The 24,729-nt window shown below is 63.1% G+C and carries 24 protein-coding genes; 18 read left to right on the top strand and 6 right to left on the bottom strand.

Going from position 1 to position 24,729, the window contains the following annotated elements; translation table 11 throughout:
* Nucleotides 1–7: 7 nt before the first annotated feature.
* The 14 genes from ACEWPL_RS07830 (at nt 8) to ACEWPL_RS07765 (ending at nt 13,738) form a co-directional block, all read left to right on the top strand.
* Nucleotides 8–658 (top strand): histidine phosphatase family protein, encoded by a 651-nt coding sequence (locus tag ACEWPL_RS07830; RefSeq protein WP_393933169.1) that lies wholly within the window; start codon nt 8–10, stop codon nt 656–658.
* 18 nt (nt 659–676) lie between these two features.
* Entirely contained in the window at nt 677–1,291 is a 615-nt protein-coding gene (locus tag ACEWPL_RS07825) for a glutathione S-transferase family protein (protein ID WP_393933167.1), read from the top strand.
* A gap of 12 nt (nt 1,292–1,303) precedes the next feature.
* Nucleotides 1,304–2,353: a saccharopine dehydrogenase gene (locus tag ACEWPL_RS07820; RefSeq protein WP_393933165.1), complete on the top strand. Its 1,050-nt coding sequence runs from the start codon at nt 1,304–1,306 to the stop codon at nt 2,351–2,353.
* Between the two features lie 122 nt (nt 2,354–2,475).
* Nucleotides 2,476–3,186 carry a monofunctional biosynthetic peptidoglycan transglycosylase gene (mtgA, locus tag ACEWPL_RS07815; RefSeq protein WP_393933163.1) on the top strand — a complete coding sequence of 237 codons (711 nt, stop codon included), beginning with the start codon at nt 2,476–2,478 and terminating at the stop codon, nt 3,184–3,186.
* Nucleotides 3,187–3,244: 58 nt separating this feature from the next.
* Nucleotides 3,245–3,910, top strand: a complete 666-nt coding sequence (gene fzlA, locus ACEWPL_RS07810) for an FtsZ-binding protein FzlA (protein WP_393933162.1) — start codon at nt 3,245–3,247, stop codon at nt 3,908–3,910.
* Between the two features lie 38 nt (nt 3,911–3,948).
* Nucleotides 3,949–5,004 (top strand): tRNA epoxyqueuosine(34) reductase QueG, encoded by a 1,056-nt coding sequence (gene queG, locus ACEWPL_RS07805; protein ID WP_393933161.1) that lies wholly within the window; start codon nt 3,949–3,951, stop codon nt 5,002–5,004.
* 49 nt (nt 5,005–5,053) lie between these two features.
* Nucleotides 5,054–7,057 (top strand): hydantoinase/oxoprolinase N-terminal domain-containing protein, encoded by a 2,004-nt coding sequence (locus tag ACEWPL_RS07800; RefSeq protein ID WP_393933159.1) that lies wholly within the window; start codon nt 5,054–5,056, stop codon nt 7,055–7,057.
* Nucleotides 7,058–7,129: 72 nt separating this feature from the next.
* A complete protein-coding gene (locus ACEWPL_RS07795; RefSeq protein ID WP_393933157.1) occupies nt 7,130–8,323 on the top strand; it encodes a glycine C-acetyltransferase in 1,194 nt (397 codons plus the stop codon).
* A 12-nt stretch (nt 8,324–8,335) separates the two neighbouring features.
* Nucleotides 8,336–9,367, top strand: a complete 1,032-nt coding sequence (gene tdh / locus ACEWPL_RS07790) for an L-threonine 3-dehydrogenase (protein ID WP_393933363.1) — start codon at nt 8,336–8,338, stop codon at nt 9,365–9,367.
* The gene (locus ACEWPL_RS07785; protein ID WP_393933155.1) at nt 9,364–10,173 is read left to right on the top strand and encodes an isocitrate lyase/PEP mutase family protein; all 810 of its coding nucleotides are present in this window, start codon (nt 9,364–9,366) and stop codon (nt 10,171–10,173) included. The genes tdh and ACEWPL_RS07785 overlap by 4 nt, the downstream gene beginning before the upstream one ends.
* Before the next feature lie 175 nt (nt 10,174–10,348).
* Entirely contained in the window at nt 10,349–10,798 is a 450-nt protein-coding gene (msrB, locus tag ACEWPL_RS07780) for a peptide-methionine (R)-S-oxide reductase MsrB (RefSeq protein WP_393933153.1), read from the top strand.
* A complete protein-coding gene (msrA, locus tag ACEWPL_RS07775) occupies nt 10,795–11,292 on the top strand; it encodes a peptide-methionine (S)-S-oxide reductase MsrA (protein ID WP_393933151.1) in 498 nt (165 codons plus the stop codon). Before msrB ends, msrA begins: the two co-directional genes overlap by 4 nt.
* Nucleotides 11,293–11,374: 82 nt before the next feature.
* Nucleotides 11,375–12,298 (top strand): DMT family transporter, encoded by a 924-nt coding sequence (locus tag ACEWPL_RS07770; protein WP_393933149.1) that lies wholly within the window; start codon nt 11,375–11,377, stop codon nt 12,296–12,298.
* 60 nt (nt 12,299–12,358) lie between these two features.
* The gene (locus ACEWPL_RS07765) at nt 12,359–13,738 is read left to right on the top strand and encodes an NAD-dependent succinate-semialdehyde dehydrogenase (RefSeq protein WP_393933147.1); all 1,380 of its coding nucleotides are present in this window, start codon (nt 12,359–12,361) and stop codon (nt 13,736–13,738) included.
* A 4-nt stretch (nt 13,739–13,742) separates the two neighbouring features.
* Here the strand turns inward: ACEWPL_RS07765 and ACEWPL_RS07760 are convergent, their stop codons facing one another.
* The 5 genes from ACEWPL_RS07760 to ACEWPL_RS07740 all read right to left on the bottom strand — a co-directional run bounded on the left by ACEWPL_RS07760 (nt 13,743) and on the right by ACEWPL_RS07740 (nt 19,041).
* Nucleotides 13,743–15,068 carry an NAD(P)/FAD-dependent oxidoreductase gene (locus tag ACEWPL_RS07760; RefSeq protein WP_393933145.1) on the bottom strand — a complete coding sequence of 442 codons (1,326 nt, stop codon included), beginning with the start codon at nt 15,066–15,068 and terminating at the stop codon, nt 13,743–13,745.
* A complete protein-coding gene (locus tag ACEWPL_RS07755) occupies nt 15,065–15,877 on the bottom strand; it encodes an ABC transporter permease (protein WP_393933143.1) in 813 nt (270 codons plus the stop codon). Before ACEWPL_RS07755 ends, ACEWPL_RS07760 begins: the two co-directional genes overlap by 4 nt.
* Entirely contained in the window at nt 15,874–16,764 is an 891-nt protein-coding gene (locus ACEWPL_RS07750; RefSeq protein WP_393933141.1) for an ABC transporter permease subunit, read from the bottom strand. The genes ACEWPL_RS07755 and ACEWPL_RS07750 overlap by 4 nt, the downstream gene beginning before the upstream one ends.
* Nucleotides 16,765–16,767: 3 nt before the next feature.
* The gene (locus ACEWPL_RS07745) at nt 16,768–17,889 is read right to left on the bottom strand and encodes an ABC transporter ATP-binding protein (protein ID WP_393933139.1); all 1,122 of its coding nucleotides are present in this window, start codon (nt 17,887–17,889) and stop codon (nt 16,768–16,770) included.
* 66 nt (nt 17,890–17,955) lie between these two features.
* Nucleotides 17,956–19,041 (bottom strand): polyamine ABC transporter substrate-binding protein, encoded by a 1,086-nt coding sequence (locus ACEWPL_RS07740; protein ID WP_393933137.1) that lies wholly within the window; start codon nt 19,039–19,041, stop codon nt 17,956–17,958.
* A gap of 145 nt (nt 19,042–19,186) precedes the next feature.
* Here ACEWPL_RS07740 and ACEWPL_RS07735 point away from each other — a divergent pair, with 145 nt between their 5' ends.
* From ACEWPL_RS07735 to ACEWPL_RS07720, 4 genes are all read left to right on the top strand, one after another.
* The gene (locus ACEWPL_RS07735) at nt 19,187–19,888 is read left to right on the top strand and encodes a GntR family transcriptional regulator (RefSeq protein ID WP_393933135.1); all 702 of its coding nucleotides are present in this window, start codon (nt 19,187–19,189) and stop codon (nt 19,886–19,888) included.
* 92 nt (nt 19,889–19,980) lie between these two features.
* Nucleotides 19,981–21,375: an aspartate aminotransferase family protein gene (locus ACEWPL_RS07730; protein ID WP_393933133.1), complete on the top strand. Its 1,395-nt coding sequence runs from the start codon at nt 19,981–19,983 to the stop codon at nt 21,373–21,375.
* Nucleotides 21,376–21,508: 133 nt separating this feature from the next.
* On the top strand, nt 21,509–22,186 hold the full coding sequence (locus tag ACEWPL_RS07725; RefSeq protein ID WP_393933131.1) for a potassium channel family protein: 678 nt from the start codon (nt 21,509–21,511) through the stop codon (nt 22,184–22,186).
* Nucleotides 22,186–23,532 (top strand): TrkH family potassium uptake protein, encoded by a 1,347-nt coding sequence (locus ACEWPL_RS07720; protein ID WP_393933129.1) that lies wholly within the window; start codon nt 22,186–22,188, stop codon nt 23,530–23,532. The genes ACEWPL_RS07725 and ACEWPL_RS07720 overlap by 1 nt, the downstream gene beginning before the upstream one ends.
* Nucleotides 23,533–23,535: 3 nt before the next feature.
* Here ACEWPL_RS07720 and ACEWPL_RS07715 read toward each other — a convergent pair whose 3' ends face one another.
* Complete coding sequence (locus ACEWPL_RS07715) at nt 23,536–24,720, bottom strand: M24 family metallopeptidase (RefSeq protein ID WP_393933127.1); 1,185 nt, start codon at nt 24,718–24,720, stop codon at nt 23,536–23,538.
* Nucleotides 24,721–24,729 lie beyond the last annotated feature (9 nt).

Here is a 24,729-nt window from a genome sequence, read left to right as displayed (position 1 = left end):
CCGCCGCATGACCGAAATCATCCTCATCCGCCACGGTCAGGCCAATTCCGGCGCCTCCGACGAGGCGGGATATGACCGCCTCTCGGATCTGGGCCGCCGCCAGGCCGAGTGGCTGGGCGCCTGGCTGAACGCCACTGACCCCCATTTCGACCGGATCATCACCGGCACGCTGACCCGCCAGCGCCAGACGGCGGCGGCCATGGGATACACCTCCACGGGCGAGGATCCGCGCCTGAACGAGCTGACCTATTTCGATCTGGCCCATGCGATGGAGGCGCAGCATGGCGTCGCCGCGCCCGACACGGCGCGCGAGTTTTCGCACTACATGCCGCAGGTTATCGCCCATTGGGCCGAAGACAGACTGACCGGGGTGCCCGAGACTTTCGGAAGCTTTCATACCCGCATCATCTCGCTGGTCGATGAGATCGCGGCCCAGCACGGGCGCAGCATGCTGGTGACCTCGGGCGGGGTGATCGGCATGGTCATGCGTCATGTGCTCGGCCTCGACACCCATTCGATGACACGCATGATGCTGCGCACACACAACAGCTCGGTCCATCGCATCCGGCATGTCCACGGCCAGTTGGTGCTGGACAGCTTCAACGCGACACCGCACCTTGATGCGGCAGACCGGGCACATGCCCGCACATTCATCTAGATCCGGCAGGAGGCCCTTATGAAACTCTACTACGCGCCCGGTACCATCTCGGTCACGATCGCCATCGCACTGCATGAGGCGGGGCTGGACTTCGACACGCATAAGATCAGCTTCAAGGATGCCGAGCAGACCAAGCCGGAGTATCACCGCATCAACCCCAAGGGCCGTGTGCCTGCGCTTGAGGTCGATGACGCGGTCCTCACCGAGACAGGCGCGATCCTAGACTATATCGCTGCCATCGCGCCCGATGCGCATCTGATGCCGCAGGACCCGATCGAGGCGGCGCGGGTGCGCGCCGTGATCCACTACTTGGCCAGCACGATGCAGCCCAATCATGCCCACGGGCCGCGCGGCTATCGCTGGGCCGAGAAGGAAGAGTCCTTTGCCGACATGCGCGCGCAGGTGCCGAAAACCATGACCACCAGTGCCGCCTATGTCGAAGACCATTGCCTGAAAAGTCCGTTCGTCATGGGCGAGACTGTGACCGTGGCCGACCCGCATCTCTTCGTTGTCTGCCAATGGCTGAAGGGCGACGGCGTGGATGTGTCCAAATTCCCGCGTATCACCGCGTTTCTGGACGCAATGGAGGCCCGCGCGTCGGTCAAGGCCGTGCGCTATGCCGGGATGCTTTAGGGGGCGCCGCATATGATACATCTCTGGGTCCGAGCCGAGCAGCGCCCGAACGAAGAGCGCGTCGGCCTGACGCCGGACGGGGCCCGCGATCTGATTGCCGCCGGCATGACCGTGACGGTCGAAGAGAGCGATCAGCGCGCCATTCCCTTGGATGACTATCGCGAGGCTGGCTGCGCCATCGCCCCTGCCGCCACCTGGCCAGACGCGCCTGAGGATGCCATCATCTTTGGCCTCAAGGAGTTGCCCGAGGATGGCACGCCCCTTAGGCACCGCCACATCATGTTTGGCCATGCCTTCAAGGGGCAGCATTCCGGCCAGATCCTGCTGGACCGGTTTCGCGCGGGTGGCGGCACGCTTTATGACCTGGAATACCTCGTGGACGGCGGCGGACGCCGCGTCGCCGCCTTTGGGTATTGGGCTGGCTATGCTGGCGCGGCCGTCACGCTGAAATCCTGGGCGGCGCAGCAGGGCGGCGGGATTTGCCCGGCCATCGGCACCTATGGCGGGAAGGATGCGCTGCTGGCCGATCTGACGCGCGACATGGACGGGTTGCGCACGCCCAGCGCCATCATCATCGGCGTGCTGGGCCGCGTCGGCACCGGCGCGGCGGACCTCTGCACCGCAATGGGCATCGAGCCGACCCGCTGGGACATGGCCGAGACGCAGCAGGGCGGCCCGTTTCCGCAGATCCTTGCGCATGACATGTTCCTCAACTGCATTTTTGCGCGGCCCGGCACGCCGGTTTTCGTGCCGCCGTCGGCCCTGGACGCGCCTCGCGATCTGACCGTCATCGGCGATGTCGCCTGCGATCCCGACAGCGACTACAATCCCGTACCAATATATGAGGCCGCGACCGACTGGTCCGCCCCCGCGCGCCGCGTGCATGAGGCGCCCCCGATGGACGTGATGGCAATCGATAACCTGCCATCGCTTCTGCCCGTCGAATCCTCAAAGGACTTCGCCGCGTTGCTTTTGCCCTCGCTGTGCGGTCTGGGCGATCTTGAAAGCGGTGTCTGGGGCCGGGCGCACCAGACCTTCTTGACCGCGATGAAAGCCCTGTGACATGACGGCCCATCGGCGCGGCGCGGTGCTTTCATTCTGAGACGCCCCATGCTTCACCGTTCTTGAAATACTCATCTCACGCGGCCCACCACGGGCCCGCCCGCAGCAATCCAAGGCGCGCCATGCCAAGCAAAGCCAGCAAAGAGCCGACCCGCCCCCGCTCGCCGCTAACCTGGCTGCGGCGCTGGGCGATGTGGTCACTCGTGACCGGGGCGTTGGTCATCGGGCTGGCAACGCTGTGGCACCGCGCCCTCCCGCCGGGGCCGACATTCTACATGAAGCAGGAGGCCCGCAGGCTGGGCCAGATCGCCTATGTCTGGACGCCCATCGACGCCATCGCGCCCGTCATGGCGCGCGCGGCGGTCGCGGCGGAAGACGCGGATTTCTGCAACCACTGGGGCTTTGACATGCGCGCGATCCGGCAGGTGCTGGAGCGCGGCGGATCGCGCGGCGCTTCGACGATCAGTCAGCAGACGGTCAAGAATGTCTACCTCTGGCACGGCCGCTCCTGGCCCCGCAAGGCGCTGGAGGCGGTCATGACCCCGGCGATCGAGGCCGCCTGGTCCAAACGGCGGATCATAGAGGTGTATCTGAACGTCGCGGAGTTCGACGAAGGCATCTTTGGTGTGGGCGCCGCCGCACGTCACTATTTCGGTGTGAATGCAGCGGACCTGTCGGCCCTGCAGGCCGCGCGCCTTGCCGCCATCCTTCCTGACCCCAAGGATCGCTCGGCCAGCAAGCCGTCGGATTGGGTGCGCAAACGCAGCGCCTCGATCATGGATGGCGCGGCCACGATCCGCCGGGACGGGCGCGCTGCGTGTTTCGAGGATTGAAAATCACACGGCTAACGGGCATGGAAGGGCACCCGTCTCAACAAAGGTCCGCCACGTCATGGCCAAGCTCTATCACGTTCCCCTGTCGCCGTTCTGTCGCAAGGTCCGGTTGAGCCTTGCCGAGAAAAAGATCGAATGCGAACTGGTGGAGGAGCGATACTGGGAAGAGCACCCCGATTTTCACCGCCGCAATCCAGCCCGCAAAGTGCCGGTCTTGCGTATCGACGGGCGCACCCTGCCGGAAAGCGCGGCGATCTGCGAATATCTCGAAGAGAAATATCCCGAGCCGCCCCTCATGCCGCGCAGCGCCGAGGGGCGCTATGAGGTGCGCCGTCTGGTGGCGTGGTTCGATGACAAGTTCCATCACGAGGTCACGTCGAAGCTGCTATACGAGCGGGTGAACAAGAAGATGATGGGCGCCGGTTTTCCCGATAGCGGCAACGTCAAATCGGGTGCCAAGGCGATCAAGTATCACTTGGACTACATGGCCTACCTGCTTGATCATCGCCGCTGGCTGGCGGGCGACGTGATGACGTTGGCGGATTTCGCGGCAGCGGCGCATTTGAGCGCGCTGGACTATATCTCGGACGTGGATTGGAACCGCAGCGACGTGGTCAAGGACTGGTATGCCAAGATCAAATCGCGCCCGGCGTTCCGCAACATCCTGGCTGATCAGGTGCCCGGATTTCCCCCGCCGAAACACTATTCCAACCTTGATTTCTGAATGCAGATGTTGATGGGGTATTTGGCCCAAGAAAAAGCATGGACGGTTTGAAAGACAGGCTCGTGGCGCAGGCGCATGCCGAGGGGTTTGACCTGACGCGGATCTGCCGCCCCGGCGATGTGCCGCAGGTGCCGGACCGTCTAGCCGCCTTCCTGTCCGAGGGGCGGCACGGACAGATGGGCTGGCTGGCCGAGCGCAGTCACTGGCGTGGCAATCCCGAAGCGCTCTGGCCCGAAGCGCGCTCGGTCATCATGTTGGGCGAGAGTTATACGCCCGAGCATGATCCGCTGGAGATCCTGACGCGTCCCGACAAGGCGGCAATCAGTGTCTACGCGCAGAACAAGGATTACCACGATCTGGTCAAGAAACGGCTGAAACGGCTTGCCCGCTGGCTGATTTCCGAGACATCGGATGAGACCGAAGTGAAGGTCTTCGTCGATACCGCGCCGGTTCCGGAAAAGCCGCTGGGCGAGGCGGCCGGGCTGGGGTGGCAGGGAAAGCACACCAATCTGGTTAGCCGCGATCTGGGCAGTTGGTTCTTCATCGGATCGATCTTTACCACGCTCGATCTGGCCCCCGACCAGCCCGAGAGCGATCACTGCGGCTCGTGCCGTGCCTGCCTCGACGTCTGTCCTACGGGAGCCTTTCCGGCGCCCTATCAGCTTGATGCGCGGCGCTGCATTTCCTACCTCACGATCGAGCATCACGGCCCGGTCGACCCTGAGTTGCGCGCGCTGATGGGCAACCGCATCTATGGCTGTGACGATTGCCTTGCCGTCTGCCCGTGGAACAAGTTTGCCCAGGAGGCCCGCGAGATGCGGTATCGCGCCCGGCCTGACCTCACAGCCCCGGATCTGGCCGAGCTGGCTGAGCTGGATGATGCCACGTTCCGCGCAAAATTCTCGGGCAGCCCGATCAAGCGGATCGGGCGGAACAGGTTTCTGCGCAACGTGCTTTATGCCATCGGCAACTCTGCGCAGCCCGAACTGGCGGAGGCCGCGCGGCCTCATCTGAGGGATCCTGATCCCACTGTCGCCGATGCGGCGGACTGGGCGTTAAAGCGACTATGCGGTGACGCGAAAGAGATGGAATAGCTGCGATATCCGGCATAGAGCGAGGGGCGCGTCAGGCAGGGGTAAAAGTATGGCGATCTTGTTGGGGGTGGATACGGGCGGCACCTATACCGACGCGGTGCTGATCCGCGACGAGACGGAGGTGATCGCCAGCGCCAAGGCGCTGACGACCCGGCAGGATCTGGCCATTGGTATTGGTGCAGCGGTCGCGAATGTGCTGGCCGATAGCGGCACGGCGCCAAAGGATATCGCGTTGGCCTCTCTTTCGACCACCTTGGCGACAAATGCGCTGGTTGAAGGGCAGGGTGGGCGCGCGGGCCTGATCTATATCGGGTTCCGCGAGCAGGATCTGGACGGGCATGGCCTGCGCGCGGCGCTGGGCACGGATCCGGCGCTTATCCTCAGCGGCGGGCATAATCACGCGGGCTATGAGGCGCGGCCTCTGGATCTGGGCGCGTTGGAAGCTTGGCTGAGCGAGGATCGTGGCATCTCGGCCTACGCGGTTGCCGCGCAGTTCGCCACGCGCAATCCCGAGCATGAATTGGCGGTCCAGCGCATGGTGCAGGACATGACGGGGCGGCCCGTATCCTGCTCGCACCACTTGTCGGCCAAGCTGAACGGGCCCAAGAGGGCGCTGACTGCGCTGTTGAACGCGCGCCTGATCGGGATGATCGCGCGGCTGATCGAGAAGGCCGAGGGCAAGCTGGCGGAACTGGGCATTGACGCGCCGTTGATGGTGGTGCGCGGCGATGGCGCCCTGATCAGCGCAAATCAGGCACGAGAGCGCCCGATAGAGACGATTCTGAGCGGCCCGGCCGCCTCCATCGTCGGCGCACGCTGGCTGACGGGTGTCGATACCGCGCTGGTGTCGGATATCGGAGGGACCACCACGGATGTCGCCGTGCTGCGCGGCGGCAAGCCGATGATCGATCCGGCCGGCGCGCAGGTGGGGCCGTGGCGCACGATGGTCGAGGCTGTGGGAATGCGCACGACCGGTCTTGGCGGCGATAGCGAAGTGCATGTGCAGGGTGACGGCCTGACCGGAGGCATCCTGCTGGGTCCGCGCCGGGTGCTTCCTGTCAGTCTTATCGCGCATGAGGCGCCCGAGATCGTGCACCGCACGCTGGATGCCCAACTACGCGCCACCGTGCCGGGCGAGCATGACGCCGCCTTCGTGCGCGCGGTTCCGGGCATCGAGGCAGGTGGGTTGGCAGAGCGGGATGACGCCCTGCTTGCGCGCATCGTCGAGGGCGGCGTGCAGCCTGTGGGCGCTGTTCTGCGCACGCGGATTGAAAGTCAGGCCCTGCGCCGTCTGGTCGCGCGCGGGTTGATCCAGGTGTCAGGCGTCACACCTTCGGATGCGAGCCATGTTCTGGGCCAGGCCACGGCCTGGGATACGGAAGCGGCGCAGAAGGCGCTGACGCTCATGGCGCGCAAGCGGACCGGGTCAGGCAACCTCGTCGCGGCCAGCGCCGAGGATATGGCGCAGATGATCGTCGATCAGTTGACGCTTCAAACCGTTTTGGTGATCCTCGAGACCGGGTTTGCCGAAGAGGCCGATTCCTTTGGGCTGCCGCCAGATCAGCTTGCCCGGCATGTACTGATGCAGCGTGGTATGGACCAACATCAGGGTCTGATCCGGCTGAATACGGGCCTGAATGTGCCTGTCGTGGGGCTTGGTGCGTCGGCTGCCACCTATTATCCGGCGGTCGGCGCGCGGCTGGGCTGCGAGATGATCCTGCCGCAGCATGCTGGCGTGGCCAATGCCATCGGCGCGATCGTTGGCCGGGTCACGATCCGGCGCAGCGGCACGGTTACCTCACCGTCCGAAGGGCTCTTTCGGGTGCATCTGGAGACCGGACTCGAGGATTACCGGGCTGCGGACACCGCGCTGGATGCGCTGCAGGCCGCGCTGGAGGAGGCCGCCCGCGCCGATGCCGTCGCGGCAGGGGCGGAGGATATCCGCCTCACCGCCACGCGCGATCTGCGCACCGCCCAAGCCGAGGCGCGGCAGGTGTTTCTTGAGGGTGAGATCACGGTCGAGGCATCCGGCCGCCCGCGCATTGCCGTCTGAGCGCACCCCATGTTGCGCGGGCCGCAGATGCGTTAGCCTGCGATCAATCCGAGTCAGTGAAAGGAGCATCAGATGAGCGCCGCCAAGGATTTTGACGCAGATATTGGAAGCAGACTCGAGGGCCTCAAGGACGAAGGGCTCTACAAGGTCGAGCGCGTCATCACCTCGCCCCAATCGGGCCGTGTGTCGCTGGCCAGCGGGGCCGAGGTGATCAACCTCTGCGCCAACAACTACCTGGGCCTTGCCGACAACCCTCAGATCATCGCGGCGGCGCATGAAGCGCTGGATCGCTACGGCTTTGGCATGGCGTCCGTGCGGTTCATCTGCGGGACGCAGGAAGAGCACAAGGCGCTGGAAGCGCGTATCGCCGCGTTTCTGGGAACGGAGGACAGCATCCTTTATCCCAGCTGTTTCGACGCTAATGCAGGGCTTTTCGAGACGATCCTTGGCCCAGAAGATGCGATCATCAGCGATGCGCTGAACCATGCCAGCATCATCGACGGCGTGCGCCTGTGCAAGGCGCAGCGCTACCGTTACGCCAATTCCGACATGGACGATCTGGAGCGCTGCCTGAAAGAGGCGCAAGGCGCGCGGCACCGTCTGATTGCGACGGACGGCGTTTTCTCGATGGATGGCTATTACGCCAAGCTGGATCAAATCTGTGATCTGGCCGAGAAATACGACGCGCTGGTCATGGTCGATGATTGCCATGCGACCGGCTTTGTCGGTGCCACCGGACGCGGCAGCATTGAGCATTGCGGCGTGATGGGCCGGGTCGACATCCTGACCGGCACGCTGGGCAAGGCGCTGGGCGGCGCGTCGGGGGGCTATACCGCCGCCTCGGCCAAGGTGGTCGACTGGCTGCGTCAACGCTCGCGGCCCTATCTTTTCTCCAACACGCTGGCGCCGGTCATTGCTGCGGCCTCGCTGAAAATGTTTGACCTGATCGAGGACGGCGATGATCTGCGTGCGCAGCTTTGGGACAATGCCGCGCATTTCCGTACCTGCATGACCGATATGGGGTTTGAGCTGCTGCCCGGTGAGCATGCGATCATCCCGGTGATGTTGCGCGATCCCAAGCTGGCGCAGCAGATGGCGGCCAAGCTGGGCGAGCATGGGGTCTATGTCACCGCTTTCAGCTTTCCGGTGGTGCCGAAGGAGCAGGACCGGATCCGCACGCAGATGAGCGCGGCGTTGACGCGCGAAATGCTGGACGAAGCGATCGACGCCTTTGCCAAGGTTGGCCGCGAATTGGGAGTGATCTGAATGGAAAACCGCATGAAGGCGTTGGTCAAGGCGCGGCCCGAGCCGGGCCTTTGGATGGAGTATGTCCCGGTGCCCGAACCGGGCCCGACGGATGTGCTGATCAAGGTCAGGAAGTCCGCGATTTGCGGCACTGACGTGCATATCTGGAAATGGGACGAATTCAGCGCCAAGACGGTGCCCGTGCCGATGGTCGTGGGCCATGAATTCGTGGGCGAAATCGCCGATACCGGCGCGGCGGCGACACGCTACAAGATCGGGCAGCGGGTCAGCGGCGAGGGGCATATCGTCTGCGGCACCTGCCGCAATTGCCGCGCCGGGCGCGGGCAGCTGTGCCGCAACACCAAGGGCGTGGGCGTCAATCGGCCGGGCAGTTTTGCCGAATATGTCTGCATCCCCGAGATGAACGTGGTGCCCATCCCCGAGGATGTCAGCGACGAGATCGCGGCGATTTTCGATCCCTTCGGCAATGCCGTGCACACCGCGCTCAGTTTCGATCTGGTGGGTGAGGATGTGCTGGTGACCGGCGCCGGGCCCATCGGCATCATGGGCGCTTTGGTGGCGCAGAAGGTGGGCGCGCGAAAGGTGGTGATCACCGACATCAATCCCTATCGCCTCGATCTGGCCCGCGAGATGGGTGTTCAGCATGTCGTCGATGTGTCGAAAGAGCAGCTGAGCGACGTGATGGACCGCATCGGCATGACCGAGGGCTTTGACGTCGGCCTCGAGATGTCGGGCGCGGCGGCGGCGATGCAGCAGATGATCAGCCGCATGAACAATGGCGGCAAGATTGCCCTTCTGGGTATTGCGCCGACGGAGTTCGCGGTGGACTGGAACAAGATCATCTTCAAGATGCTGCACGTCAAAGGCATCTATGGCCGCGAGATGTTCGAGACCTGGTACAAGATGATTGCGCTGGTGCAGTCCGGCCTCGACGTCTCGGGTTTGATCACGCATCGCATCGGGATCGACGATTTCGAAGCGGGGTTCGCCGCGATGATTTCCGGTAACTCCGGCAAGGTCGTCATGGATTGGAGCACGTCATGAGCGATATCGGCAGCACATTCCGCGCGCTTCACCGCAGGGGCGATCCCGTTTTGATCGTCAACGCGTGGGATCGCGGATCGGCGCGGATGATGCAGTCACTCGGTGCGCGCGCGATTGCCACGACCTCGGCAGGGCATGCGTTCAGCATGGGGCGTGTCGATGGCGGCACGCTCAGCCGGGACGAGGCGCTGGCCCATGCGCAGGACATCGTTTCCGCCGTATCAGTGCCGGTTTCGGGCGATTTCGAGAACGGGTTCGGCGAGGCGCCCGAGACGGTAGCCGAGACCATCCGCCTCGCGCAGGAGGCCGGGCTGGCCGGCTGCTCGATCGAGGATACGGCGCTGCCTGATTTCACGCCCTATGATTTCGACCTAGCGGTCGAACGGATCCGCGCCGCAGCCAGCGCCGCGCGGGCATTGCCTCGCGACTTTGTGCTGGTCGCGCGCGCCGATGGTGTCATGCTGAAAAGCTACGATTGCGATGAGGCGATCCGCCGGATCCGCGCCTTTGAAGCGGCGGGCGCGGATAGCGTTTACGTGCCTGCACCGCCGGATAGTGCGTCACTGCGACGGATCATCGATGCTGTATCGGTGCCGGTGAATGTGCTGGCATCCGGCGGGTTCGCGCACGTCACGCAGGGCGAGTTCGCGGCCATGGGCGCCGGCCGCATCACGGTAGGCGGCGCTTTGGCCCGTGTTGCCTATGGCGCCGCTGTCTCGACCGCGCGAAACATGCTGAACGGGGATTTCTCGGGGCTGGCGCGCGCTGCCGCCGAAAAGGATATCGACGACCTGTTGCAGCAATGAGTGCTCCCATTGGCGGAGGACCGCGATATCATTCACCTGCGGAAATTGGGTATTTGGCCCAAGAAAAAGCACGGGCGTCTCATCAATCCGGGGTGAGGCATGTGAAACATCGGTTGGAAATTCGCGCGCGCCAGCCATTTATGAAGCCAAGAGGCTTAATGAGAGGGAGCATTTCATGACCCGCTATACCAAGGATCCGGACGCCATCGCGCGCCTGACACCGGAAGAATATCATGTGACGCAGCAAAGCGGCACCGAGCGGCCCGGCACGGGCAAGCATCTGGGCAACAAGGCCCCCGGAATTTATGTCGACATCGTCTCGGGCGAGCCGCTCTTTGCCTCATCCGACAAGTTTGAAAGCGGCTGCGGCTGGCCCAGCTTTACCAAGCCGATCGAGCCTGCGCATGTGGCCGAATTGCAGGATGACAGCCTTGGCATGCGCCGGGTCGAGGTGCGCAGCGCCCATGGCGACAGTCACCTTGGGCATGTCTTTCCCGATGGGCCGCAGGACCGGGGCGGGCTGCGCTATTGCATCAATTCGGCCTCGCTGCGCTTTGTCCCCAAGGACGAGATGGAGGCAGAAGGCTATGGCGAGTATGTGGATCAAGTGGAGGATACGCGATGAGCGAAGAGCGCGCAGTTCTGGCCGGTGGATGTTTCTGGGGCATGGAGGAGTTGATCCGCAAGCGCGATGGCGTGGTGTCGACGCGGGTGGGGTATACGGGCGGTGATGTGCCCAACGCCACCTATCGCGACCATGGCACCCATGCCGAGGGTATCGAGATCATCTTCGACCCTGCCAAGATCAGCTACCGCGAGATCCTGGAGCTGTTCTTCCAGATCCATGACCCGACGACGCTGAACCGCCAAGGCAACGACATCGGCATCAGTTACCGCTCGGCAATCTACTACGTCGATGAGGCGCAGAAGCAGGAAGCCGAGCGCACGATCAAGGATGTCGAGGCCAGTGGCAAATGGCCCGGCAAGGTCGTGACCGAAGTCGAGCCTGTCGGGGATTTCTGGGAGGCCGAGCCCGAGCATCAGGATTACCTGCAGCGCGTCCCGCACGGCTATACGTGCCACTTCCCGCGCGCGGACTGGGTTTTGCCCCGCAGCTAAAGGCGCGGACTATATGCCGCGCCCGGCCCTTGACCTCGCCTTGGGCCGGGCGCATTCATGGCCCGTCAAAGGAGCCATGCCCATGCAGCCGGTCAAGGCGATCACGCTGAAGCTATGCGCGGTCGTTCTCTTCATCATCATGTCCGCGCTGATCAAGGCCGCGTCCGAAACTGTGCCTCCCGGGGAGGCGGTATTCTTTCGCTCATTCTTTGCGATGCCGGTGACGGCGATCTGGCTGCTGATGCTGGGACAGTTGTCAACCGGACTGCGGGTGACCTCTGTCTGGGGGCATGTGCGGCGGGGCGTGGCCGGGACAATGGCCATGGCGATGATGTTTGCCGGGCTGGCCCTTCTGCCGCTGCCCGAGGTCACGGCGCTGAGCTATACCTCGTCCCTTCTGATCGTGATCTTTGCGGCTCTGTTTCTGGGCGAGAAGGTCGGCGTCTTTCGCATCAGCGCGGTGTGCATGGGCTTGATCGGCGTGCTGATCATCCTTGCGCCCAAGCTGAGTGTCTTTGGCGGTGCACCCGTGGCCGCGCGCGAAGTGATCGGTGCGATTGTCGTTCTGGTCGGAGCGACCTTCGCCGCGATTGCGCAGATCACCATTCGCAAGCTGGTGCAGACTGAACATCCTGCGGCCATTGCCTTTTATTTCTCGGTCACCGCCACGGCCCTTTCGGCACTGACCCTGCCGTTCGGCTGGGTGATGCCCTCAGGCTGGCTGGCCGGGCAGCTGGTATTGGCGGGTCTGATCGGCGGCGCGGCACAGATTTTCCTGACGCTCTCCTACCGCTATGCCGATGCCAGCGTCGTGGCGCCCTTCGACTATGCCTCGATGCTGTTCGCGCTGATTATCGGTTATGTCATCTTTGACGAGGTGCCGACTGGTCCGATGCTGATAGGTGCCGCGGTGATCGCGGCCGCGGGCATCGCCATCATCCTCCGCGAGCATCACCTGGGTCTCAAGCGGGGACGCGCCCGCGCGCTGCGCACGCCGCAAGGGTGATGGAACATCGGCGGGCAGCGGTGCGTTTTGGGTGCAAATGCACATCAATGCGAGGCCGACATGACCAACACGTTTCAAACCATAAACCCGACGACTGGCGACCCGATCCAGTCCTACAGCCATATCAGCAATGACGCGATGACCGCCAAAATCGAGGCATGCCACGAGGCATTCCTTGGCTGGCGCAAGAAGAGCCATGCCGAGCGCGGCGAGGTCCTCAAGGCCGTTGGCCAAGGCCTGCGCGACCGCAAGGAAGAGCTGGCCAAGCTGATGACCCAAGAGATGGGCAAGCTTCTGGAGCATTCGCGGCAGGAAGTGGATCTTTGCGCTGCCATCTGTGACTATACCGCCGAGAACGGGCCCAAGGAGCTGGCCGATGAGGACCGCGAGATTGCCAATGGCAAGCGTGGCAAGGTGGTTCATTCACCCTTGGGTGTGATCTATGGCATCCAGCCTTGGAATTTCCCGGCGTACCAGGTTGTCCGTTATTCGATTGCCAACCTGATGGCCGGCAATGGTGTGCTGCTAAAGCATGCGGCGAATGTGACCGGATCCGGCCTGATGCTAGAGGAAATTTATCGTGATGCGGGCCTGCCGGAGAACCTTTTTACCGCGCTCGTCATCAGCCACGATCAGTCGGATGAGGTCATCGCGCATGAAAAGGTATGCGGCGTGACCCTGACGGGCAGCCCCGGCGCCGGCAGCCATGTGGGCGAGAAGGCGGGCAAGGCGCTCAAGAAATCCGTGCTCGAGCTTGGTTCGAACGATGCCTATCTCGTGTTGTCCGATGCCGATCTGCAAACGGCCGTCGAGACATGCGTCACTGGCCGTATCTACAATAACGGCGAGACTTGCGTGGCGGCCAAGCGGTTCGTCGTCGTGGACTCCCGGTATGAGGCATTCCGCGATGCCTTTGTCGATCGGATGAAGGCGCTGAAGTCGGGAGACCCGACGGATGACGCCAGCGATATCGGCCCGATGGCGCGCGAGGATCTGCGCGACGATCTGCATGAGCAGGTGGAGAAAAGCGTTGCGAATGGTGCGACCGTTCTTTGCGGAGGGCAAAAGCCTGAGGGCAAAGGCTATTTCTACCCCGCCACCGTTCTGGCCGACGTCAAGCCGGGCCAACCCGCCTATGATGACGAGCTTTTTGGCCCGGTCGCGTCCTTGATCCGCGCCAGGGATGACAAGGACGCCATGCGCATCGCCAATGACAGCCGCTACGGCCTTGGCGGCGGCATCCTGTCCCAGAACACCGAAGCGGCAATCAAGCTGGCAGCCGAGGAATTCGACACCGGCATGGTCTTTATCAACGGGTTCGGCATGGCGACGCCCAATATGCCCTTCGGCGGCGTAAAGGACGCCGGATATGGGCGCGAGCATGGCGGTTTTGGCATGAAGGAGTTCACCAATGCCAAGGCGATCATGGTGATGAGCTAAAGCTTCAGGCTCCGGTCGCCCACATCGCGCCGTAAACCGGCCAGAACCAAGCCCGTCTGAACCGGCCCAAGGGCCAGCGTTTGGGCGGGCTTTTCATGATCTCGGGATAGGGGTTCTGTGGCGCGCGATCCTGTGCCAGATCCGCCAGCAGCGCGCCGGCATAGGTGGCCATGGCCACGCCATTGCCGTGATAGGACATCGCGGTGAAGGCTCCCGGCATGGTGTCGATGGGGCCGACATAAGGCGTGAGGTCGCGGGCGATGCTGAGCAGGCCGTGCCAGCTATGAGGTGTTTCGACATGGGTCCATGCGGGGAACATCGTCTCGAAATGCTGGCGGATATTGCCGTGCATCCGCTTGTCGGCCCAAGGGGCGCTGAAAAGGCCGCCGCGCATGCCGAACAGCATCCGGTTGTTCGGCATCAGGCGGAAATAATGCAGAAAAAACCTGTCATCGTAGCAGGCCTGCCGCGTGGTCCAGCCTTGGGCAGTCAGCTCGTCCTCGGTCATTGGGCGGGTGACCAGCACGTTGGACTGCGTCGGCAGATAGCGGCCTTTCATCCAGTCCGGCAGATCGTCCGAGCTGTAGCCGTTGGTCGCGACGATCAGGCGGCGCGACTGGATACGGGCCTCGGGCGTCTGCAGGCTGAAACTGGCCCCTTGCTCGATCTGGCGAACGGGGCTGTGGGCACGGATGCGTACCCCGGCGGCGCGGGCGGCGCTGGCCAGCCCCTGGATGTATTTCATCGGGTTGAGGGCAAAGCCGATGGGCGTGGTCATGGCCCCGTGAAACGGCCCTGACATGCCGTTTTGTGCCTGTTCATGTGGCGGGATGATGGTGGGCGTGACGCCGTAATCCCACTCAACTTCCTCGGCGCGGGCTTCGAAGCTGTCATAGGCGGCGGGGGTATGGGCCATCACCGTCTCGCCCTGCGAGTGGCGATCAACCTGCATACCGTGGCGATCCATCAGGTTTGCTGCCAGTTCGACCGCGTGGCGCTCGGTCATGCGGAATTCGCGGCGGGCCTCTTCGCCGAATTGGCGCGTCAGTGCCTTGTCGCTGGCCGCCGAGCCGCCGAGGCAGCAAAAGCCGCCGTTGCGCCCCGATGCGCCCCAGCCGACATCCTGCGCCTCCAGCACGATCACGTCCGCGCCGGCCTCGGCCAGATGCAGCGCCGCCGAGAGCCCGGTGAAACCGGCGCCGATGATGGCGACATCCGCCGTTAGCGTGCCGCGCGCGGGCGGGTTCGCCTCGCCCTCGGTGGTGACGGGCCAATAGCACGCGGCGCGGGGTGCCTCGCCATAGGCGTGGGCGGGATAGATGCGCCTCATGTGCCCGCCGCGCGCTCGTCCGCCTGGCGTTTCAGGCTGCTGCGCTTGCTGACCAGCGAGGCGGTGATGACGCCCACCGCGACAACGGCGATCATCAGGGTCGAGAGCGCGTTGATCTCGGGGCTGAGGCCGAGGCGGATCGACGACCAGATCTTGATCGGCAGGGTCGTGGACGAGGGGCCGGCGGTAAAGCTGGCGATGACCAGATCATCTAGGCTGAGCGTAAAGGCCAAAAGCCAGCCCGAGATGACCGCGGGCGCGATGATGGGCAGGGTGACGAGGAAGAACGCCTGCATTTGCGAGCAGCCGAGGTCCAGCGCCGCCTCCTCCAGCGATTGATCGAAACTGACGAGGCGGGACGAGACGACGACCGACACGTAGCACATCGAGAAGGTCGTATGCGCCAGCACGATGGTCATTACGCCCCGGTCGATATTCAGCCCGATGAAGAGTAGCAGGAGCGACAGGCCGGTGATGACCTCGGGCATGACGAGGGGCGCGTAGATCATGCCGGAAAAGAGCGTGCGCCCCGAAAACCGGCCTGCCCTAACCAAGACGATGGCGGCCATGGTGCCCAGCACCGTGGCGATCGACGACGATATGACCGCGACCTTGATCGTGACCCATGCCGCGTCCAGAAACGCCTCGTTGCGCATCAGCTCGCCATACCACTGGGTCGAAAAGCCGCTCCAGACCGTGACCAGCTTGCTTTCATTGAAGCTGTAGATGATCAGGATCAGCATCGGCAGATATAGGAAGGCAAAGCCGAGGCTCAGGGACGTGGCGTTGAACCATGTAACGCGTCTCATCCTTCGGCCTCCCGCTGCTTTTGCTCGTTCCGCTGGAAGAGGATGATCGGGATGATCAGGATGATCAGCAGGATCACCGCCACCGCGCTCGCCACCGGCCAATCGCGGTTGTTGAAAAACTCTTCCCACAGGACCTTGCCGATCATCAGGGTTTTAGAGCCGCCCAGCAGGGACGGGATCACGAACTCACCGATCGTCGGGATGAAAACAAGGAAGCAGCCCGCGATGATGCCGTTCTTGGACAGCGGAAAGGTGACCAGCCAGAAGGCTGTGATGCGGCTGCACCCCAGATCCTCGGCGGCTTCCAGCAGCGAGCCATCCATTCGCTCGAGCGCGGCGTAGATGGGCAGGATCATGAAGGGCAGGTAGGTGTAGACGATGCCGATATAGACCGCGATATTGGTGTTGAGGATCGTCAACGGCGTAGAGATTATGCCGAGGCTGAGCAGAAGCTGGTTCAGATACCCCTCGGTCGACAGGATGCCGACCCAGGAATAGACCCGGATGAGGAAGCTGGTCCAGAATGGCAGGATCACCAACATCATCAGCGTCGGGCGCCAGTGATCGGGCGCGCTGGCCATGCCATAGGCGATGGGATAGGCGACGAGCAGCGTCAGAAGGGTGGCGATGAAGGCGATCTGAAGCGAGGACAGGTAGGCCTTCCAGTAGAGATCGTCAGTGGTCAGGAATTCGAAATTCTCGAAATCCAGCCCCGCGAAGAAGTCCCTGATCCCGGCCCATCCCTCGCTGAAATCCAGTGTCGGGGTATAGGGCGGAATGGCCAGCGCAATGTCGCTGAGGCTGATTTTCAGCACGATCAGGAACGGCACGAGAAAGAGCGCGACGAGCCATAGATAGGGGATGATGATCAGAAGGGTGCGGCGCATCGCTCAGCCCTCCAACAGGACACCGGCAGTGTCGGTCCAGCTGAGCCACACGGTATCCTCCCAGGTGAAGCTGCGGCGCGACAGGCGGCGGGTGTTGGCCGTCTGCGCCTTGACGATCTGGCCGTTCTCCAGCCTGACATGATAGGTCGACAGGTTGCCCAGATAGGCAATATCCATGATCTCGCCCTTGAGGGCATTGCGCGTGTCAGGCTTTTCGGCGGTGATGGCTACCTTTTCGGGGCGGATGGCCAGATGGCAGGTCTGCCCGTTCTGAAACTGCTTGTCCGATTCGGCGTGCAGCGTCGGATGGCCCTCGGCGAAGGCAATGTCATAGCCATTGCCATTCTTCGTGGCGCGGCCCTCGATGATGGTCACGTCCCCGATGAAATCGGCCACATAGACCGAGTTGGGCGCCTCGTAGATTTTGGCGGGCGTGTCGGCCTGCATGATCTTGCCGTCGTCCATGACGGCGACGCGGCTGGCGACGGTCATCGCCTCTTCCTGGTCGTGGGTCACGATGACAAATGTCGTGCCGGTCTTTTCCTGAATATCCACCAGCTCGAACTGGGTGTCCTGCCGCAGCTTGGCATCCAGCGCGCCCAAAGGCTCGTCCAGCAGAAGCAGTTTCGGCGCCTTGGCGAGGCTGCGGGCGAGGGCGACGCGCTGACGCTGGCCGCCTGAAATCTGGTGCGGCTTGCGCTTGGCAAATTTTTCCAGCCGGGTCAGCTTCAGCATCTGGGCGACGCGCTCGGCGATCTCGTCCTTGGGCTTCTTGTCGCGCTTGAGGCCGAAGGCGATATTGTCCCAGACGGACAGGTGGGGGAACAGCGCGTAGGATTGGAACATCATGTTCACCGCGCGTTTGTTCGGCGGGATCGGGGCCAGATCGACACCGTCCAGCAGGATCTTGCCCTCGGTCACCTTCTCGAACCCGGCGAGCATCCGCATCAGCGTGGTCTTGCCACAGCCCGAGGGACCCAGCAGCGCAAAGAATTCGCGCTCGTAGATGTCGAATGTCTGATTGTCGATGGCGGTGAATTCACCGAAACGCTTGGTGACGTTCTTGAACTGAATCAGCGGTTTGGCCTGTGGATCGTTCCACGGCTCGAAAACGGTCTGGCTCATCGTGGCTCCCGGTCGGGGTGTTGAAAAAGCCCGCGCAACAGGTGCTGCGCGGGCTGCTCTAGGCGATCAGGTGCCCGACTTGATCCGGGTCCAGAGGCGCGTGACGTCACGCTGCACCTTTGCCGGGTAGGGCGTCGTCGTGTAGAGATTTTCCAGCGTCGCCTCATCCGGGTAGATGGCCGGATCGCCGACTACGTCTTCGACCAGATACTCCTGGCTCGCCTTGTTGCCGTTGGCGTAATAGACGTAGTTCGATGCGGCGGCCATGTTCTCGGCGTCCATGATGAAATTCAGGAACGTGTGCGCGCCATCGGGATTGGGCGCATCCACCGGAATGGCCATCTGGTCGAACCACATCAGCGCGCCTTCGCTGGGCGCGTTATAGGCGATTTCCACGCCGTTATCCGCTTCGGCCGCGCGGTCACGGGCCTGCAGGATATCGCCGGACCAGCCGAAGGCGACGCAGATGTCGCCGTTGGCCAGCGCGTTGATATATTCCGAGCTGTGGAATTTCTGGATATAGGGCCGCACGGCCAGCAGCAGAGGCTCGACCTTGGCGATGACTTCGGGATCGTGGCTGTCGGGATCTTCGCCGATATATTGCAGGGCCGCGGGAATCAGCTCGGTCGGGGCGTCCAGGAAGTGCACGCCGCACTCGGCCAGCTTTTCCATGTTCTCGGGCTTGAAGATCAGGTCCAGCGATCCGATCGGGGCATCTTCGCCCAGGATTTCGGTCACTTCGCCGACATTCACGCCAAGGCCGGTCGTGCCCCACATGTAGTTGATCGAATATTCGTTGTTCGGGTCATATTGCTCGGTCCGCTCGTCGATCACGTCCCACATGTTGTCCAGATTGGGCAGCTTGGACGGGTCCAGCTTCTGGAATGCGCCGGCGCTGATCTGGCGCTGCAGGAAGGTGCCCGACGGCACGACGACGTCATAGCCCGATCCGCCTGCCAGCATCTTGGTTTCCAGAACCTCGTTGCTGTCGAAGACGTCATAGATCAGGTCGAGGCCGGTCTCCTGCTCGAACTTGTCCAGCAAAGCCTCGTCAATATAGTCGGACCAGTTGTAGACGCGCACCTCCTGGGCCATCGCGGTCGTGGCCGTCAGCGCAATTGCGGCTGTCGTGGTCAGAATGGTCTTCTTCATGTTCTTCTCCCGTTGGTTCGGTGATCATGCCACCGCTGCCGCGAATTTGATCAAGTTTTTCCGCTTATGGCAATATGGTAATGTTTCCACGGGGCCGCTAAACTCGCAACCTCGGACATTGCAATCGATCGGAGCTTGGCGCGCGATGCACCACTTTGCCCAGAAATTCAGCAGCGATGACGCGGGCTTGCCGGCTCATGCGCAGGTCTATCTGCGCCTGCGCGAGATGGTTCTTTACGGTGACCTGACGCCGGGTCAGGCGGTTACGATTCAGGGTCTGACGACGCGGCTCAATGCCGGGATGACCCCCGTGCGCGAGGCAATTCGCCGCCTGATTTCACAAGGCGCGCTGGAATTTCAGGGCAATCGCCGGGTCAGCGTGCCGCAACTGAGCGCGAATGATATCAGCGAGATCATCGTCGCGCGCGAGTGGCTGGACCCTTATCTGACGCGCCGTGCGGTGGCGCGTGCGGATGCGTCCGACATAGCCGCGATGGCCAATATCGACGGAGCGCTGGATGGCGCGATCCGTCAGGGGGATCTGCGGGCCTATCTGCATCTCAATCACCAGTTCCATCTCTATCTCTACAATCTGGCCGACTCGCCCATCCTGGCCGATCTGGCCGAGGGGCTGTGGCTGCGTTTCGGGCCGGCCATGCGGGTGCTGTGCGGGCGGTTGGGCACACAGAACCTGCCCGACAATCACAAGGATCTGCTGACCGCGATGACCGCGAATGACGCGCAGGCGGCCGCGCGCGCGATCGAGGCGGATGTGCGTCAGGGCATGGATCAGCTGCGCGCATCGCTGGACGAGGCCGCCCGGCGGGAAGGCGCAGGTGTTAAGTGATTCGATTGACAAAGGATAATTTGATCATATTTTGGACGTCATAGCGCCAAGCGCCCGTCTCCACCCCTTTTCAAACTGTGAAAGGCCAGCACATGAACATGATCGCCAACCACCCGCCCACGTCGGAACTTCAGGCGCTGGACGCCGCTCATCACATGCATCCTTTCACCCATGCGGGCGAGCTGAAGGAAAAGGGCGCACGCATTATCGCACGGGCCAATGGCGTGACGCTGACCGATACGGATGGCAATGATTATCTGGACGCGATGGCGGGCCTTTGGTGCGTGAACATCGGCTATGGCCGGGACGAGATGGCCGACGCCGCCGCCCGCCAGATGCGCGAGCTGCCTTACTACAACACGTTCTTCCAGACATCGCATGTCCCGGCCATTGCGCTGGCAAACAAGCTGGCCCAGCTGGCGCCGGGCGATCTGAATCACGTGTTCTACGCTGGCTCGGGTTCCGAGGCGAATGACACGAATATCCGCATGGTGCGCACCTACTGGGCGCAAAAGGGCAAGCCCGAGAAGAAGGTCATCATCAGCCGCAAGAACGCCTATCACGGATCAAGCATGGGCAGCGGCAGTCTGGGCGGCATGTCCTTCATGCACGAGCAAGGCGGTCTGCCGATCCCCGACATCTGCCATATCGACCAGCCGCATTGGTGGGCCGAGGGCGGCGACATGTCCCCCGAGGAGTTCGGGCTGGAGCGCGCGCGCCAGCTGGAGAAAAAGATCGAGGAACTGGGCGAGGACCGCGTCGCGGCCTTCATCGCCGAGCCGATCCAGGGCGCCGGCGGTGTCATCATCCCGCCCAGCACCTACTGGCCCGAAATCCAGCGCATCTGCGACGAGCACGAGATCCTGCTGATTGCCGACGAGGTAATTTGTGGCTTTGGTCGCACCGGCGCGTGGTTCGGCAGCGAGACGCTGGGCATCCGCCCGCATATCATGACCGTCGCCAAGGGCCTCAGCAGCGGCTATGCGCCCATCGGCGGCTCGATCGTCTGCGACGAGGTGGCCGAGGTCATCAACAACTGCGAATTCGCGCATGGCTACACTTATTCGGGCCATCCGATGACCTGCGCCGTCGCGCTGGAAAACCTGCGCATTCTCGAAGAGGAAGGCATCGTCGACCGCGTGGCCGACCATTCCGCCGACTATCTGGCCAAGAAATGGGGCACTCTGGCCGATCATCCGCTGGTGGGCGAGGCGTCCAGCATCGGCATGATGGGCTCCATCGTGCTGACCCCCGATGCCGAGCGCCGCGCCAAATTCGCCGGGAACGAGGGCGATGCGGGCCTGATCACGCGCGAGCATTGCTTCCAGAACGGTCTGGTGATGCGGCATGTGGGCGACCGCATGATCATCTCGCCTCCCTTGGTCATCACTGACGCCGAGATCGACACGCTGGTCGAGCGGGCGTGGATCGCGCTGGACCTCGCGCACAAGCAGCTGAAGGCCGAAGGCAAGATGAAGGCCGCATGAGCCTGTTCAGAGACTGAAATAAAGTGGGCGTGGCCGATGGGCCGCGCCCGTTTTTGGTCGAGGGCACGGCACGGTTGCGGAGCGCAGGCATTGCCAGCTACGTTTTATTCTGTTGCTCAGGGGCGGGAACGGCATGAACAGACGCAAGAAGACGGACCGGCAGGCAGCCTTCGCAGTGGTCGGCCTTGGCAATTTCGGCGCCACGGTCGCGAGCGAATTGATGCGGTTTGGCAATTATGTGATCGGCCTGGATCATGACGAACGCGCGGTGAATGGACAGGCCGAGGTTCTGAGTCAGGCGCTGATCGTGGATGCCCGCGACGAATCCGCCCTGCGCGAGGCGGGCGTGGGCGATTGCGATGTCGCTGTGGTCGCCATCGGGGATGATCTGGAATCCAGCATCCTTGCCGCCATCAACCTAAAGACCATCGGCGTCGAGACGGTCTGGGCAAAGGCGATGAGCAAGACGCATCACCGCATCCTCAGCAAGATGAAAGTCGATCGCATCATCCATCCCGAGGTGGAGGTGGGCCAGCATATCGCGCAAGTGCTGCACAACCCGATGGTGCGGGACTATGTCAGCCTCGGCAACGGGTTCAACGTGGTGAATTTCCGCATTCCCGAATCGCTTGAGGGCAAGCGGCTGACCGACATCCCATATGCCAGTGAATACAGCCTGCGATGCGTCGGCGCGATGCGCGGCACGGAATGGCTGGGCTGTGATGGCGATGACTGCACGTTGCAGAAAGACGATCTTCTACTGCTTTTGGGGCAGCGGTCGAACCTGCGCGCGTTCGCGGCCAGCCTCTGATGCCACGCCACCCCATGCGCGCCATATCGGGGTCCGGCTGGCGGCTGGCGCCGCCGGCGACGCTGGCGCTGATCTATCTGGTCTTCATCGTTCTGGGGGCGGTCATCCTGTGGCTGCCCATTGCCAACTACGGCGCCGTCTCCGCATGGGATGCGCTTTTCACCTCGACCTCGGCGGTGACGGTCACGGGTCTGATCGTGGTCGATACGGGCAGCGCCTTTACCCCCTTCGGGCATGTGGTGATTGCGCTTCTGATCCAGCTGGGCGGTCTTGGCCTGATGGTGTTCGCGGTCATGCTGCTCAGCCTTCTGGGTATTCCCATTGGCCTGCCGTACCGCGTGATCCTGCGCGAGGAGGTCAATCAGAAGGCGCTCCATAACCTGACCGATATCGCCCGCGTGATCATCATCGTCTCGCTGCTGTGCGAGTTGATTGGCGCGGCGCTGCTCGGCCTTGTGTTCGTGCCTGAATTCGGCTGGGCCAAGGGGATCGGCCACGCCCTGTTCCATTCGGTTTCAGCCTTCAACAATGCGGGGTTCGCGCTCTATCCCGACAGCCTGATGGGCTGGGTCGGTAATCCGGTGATCAACATCGTCATCCCCGCGCTCTTCATTCTGGGAGGGCTGGGCTTCATCGTGCTGGCCGATCTTTACGAGGTGCGCAAGTGGCGCCGTCTGACGCTGCACAGCAAGCTGATGATTGTCGGCACGCTGGCGCTGATCGGGTTTTCCTGGCCGATGTTCGCGGCGCTGGAATGGACCAATCCCGGCACGCTGGGCGGCCTGCCGGATACCGCCTCGCGCGTCTGGGCCAGCTGGTTTCAGGCGGTGACGACGCGCACCGCGGGGTTCAACTCGGTCGATACGGCGGCGATGCATGACAGCACCACCTTGATGACAATGGCCCTGATGCTGATCGGCGGCGGCAGCACCTCGACGGCGGGAGGGATCAAGGTGACGACGCTGATCGTGCTGGTCATCGCCACGATCGCGTTCTTTCGCCGCCAGACAGAGCTGCATGTTTTCGGGCGCAGCCTTGGGCCGCAGGAGGTGCTGAAGGTGCTGGCGCTGACCACGGTCAGCCTGATCCTTGTGCTGACCGGCATTTTCGTCACGTCGATTTCGCATGACGGCGATTTTCTGGATATGGCGTTCGAGGTGACATCGGCCTTCGGTACGGTCGGCATGTCCCGCGGCGCGACGGGCGAGCTGGACACGATGGGCCGTGTCGCCATCATGCTGATCATGTTCCTCGGGCGCGTCGGCCCTCTGACCCTCGGGTTCTTTCTGGCGACGCGCAGCGTGCCGCGCGTGCGCTATCCCAAGGGTCAGATTTATCTGGGTTAGAGCCTAATCCTTGACGAACAGCTCACGCGGCTGATTGCAGAGCGGCTCTGCGGAGCCATCCTCGGTGATGAGGATCGTCTCGGTGATTTCCATCCCCCATGTGTCCATCCAGAGACCCGGCATGAAATGGAAGGTCATCCCTGGCTCCAGCACCGTCTGATCGCTGGCCCGCAGGCTGACCGTGCGCTCGCCCCAGTCGGGCGGATAGCTGAGACCGATGGGATAACCGCAGCGCGCGCCGCGCTCGATCCCGGCCTTTTCCAGCGCGCCGTTGAGCGCATTGGCGATGTCGCAGGCGCGAGCACCTGCGCGCGCCGCCTCAATGCCAGCGCCCAGGCCTTCGACCAGCGCGCCCTCGGCATGGCGCATCTCATCCGTGGGCTTGCCCAGAACCATCGTGCGGCAGCAGGGCGCGTGATAGCGGCGGTAAACGCCCGAGACCTCAAAGAAGGTCGCCTCGCCCGAGGTGAAGGGGCGGCCATTCCATGTCAGATGCGGCGCGCCCGCCTCGCTGCCCGAAGGCAACAGCGGCATGATCGCCGGGTAATCGCCCCATGCGCCGGGAATGCCGCGCACGGCGTCGCGCAGGATCTCGGCCACGATCTCGTTCTTGGGGATGCCCGGCTCGACCCGCTCGCGCAGCCCATTAATGATCTTGTCGGTGATGCCCGCCGCCTTGCGCATGACGGCGATCTCTTCCTCCGACTTCACCGCCCGCTGCCAGTTCACCAGCGCGGTCGCGTCGACGAAGGTGACGTCGGGCAGCTCGGCCTTCAGCACCTCATAGGCCTTGGCAGAGAAATAGTAGTTGTCCATCTCGACGCCGATGCGGGCGCTGCCGAGGCCCAGATCCTTGAGGCGGTGCGCCAGATCCTCCATCGGATGCCGTTCGGTCGACTGGATGTACTTGTCGTCGTAGCCCCAGACGCGGGCGTCCTCCATCCAGACGGTGCGCACGCCGCCATTGGCATCCATGCTGCGGCCCCACCACGCGGGATCGGCATCGGGAAAGACCAGAACGCCCTGATGCACGTAGAAGGACCAGCCGTCATAGGCGGTCAGCCAGTTCTGGTTGGATGGATCGGTGCAGAACATCACGTCGATATTCGCCGCCTCCATCGCATGGCGTGTCTTGGTCAGTCGCCGCTGATATTCCGCGGTGCTGAAGGGGATGTCCTTTTCGATCATGTGCCGGGC

The sequence above is a fragment of the Roseovarius roseus genome (assembly GCF_043355935.2).
GTDB lineage: Bacteria > Pseudomonadota > Alphaproteobacteria > Rhodobacterales > Rhodobacteraceae > Roseovarius > Roseovarius roseus.
The sequence above is the reverse complement of the archived record's forward strand: the minus strand, read 5'-3'. Positions and strand labels throughout refer to the sequence as shown.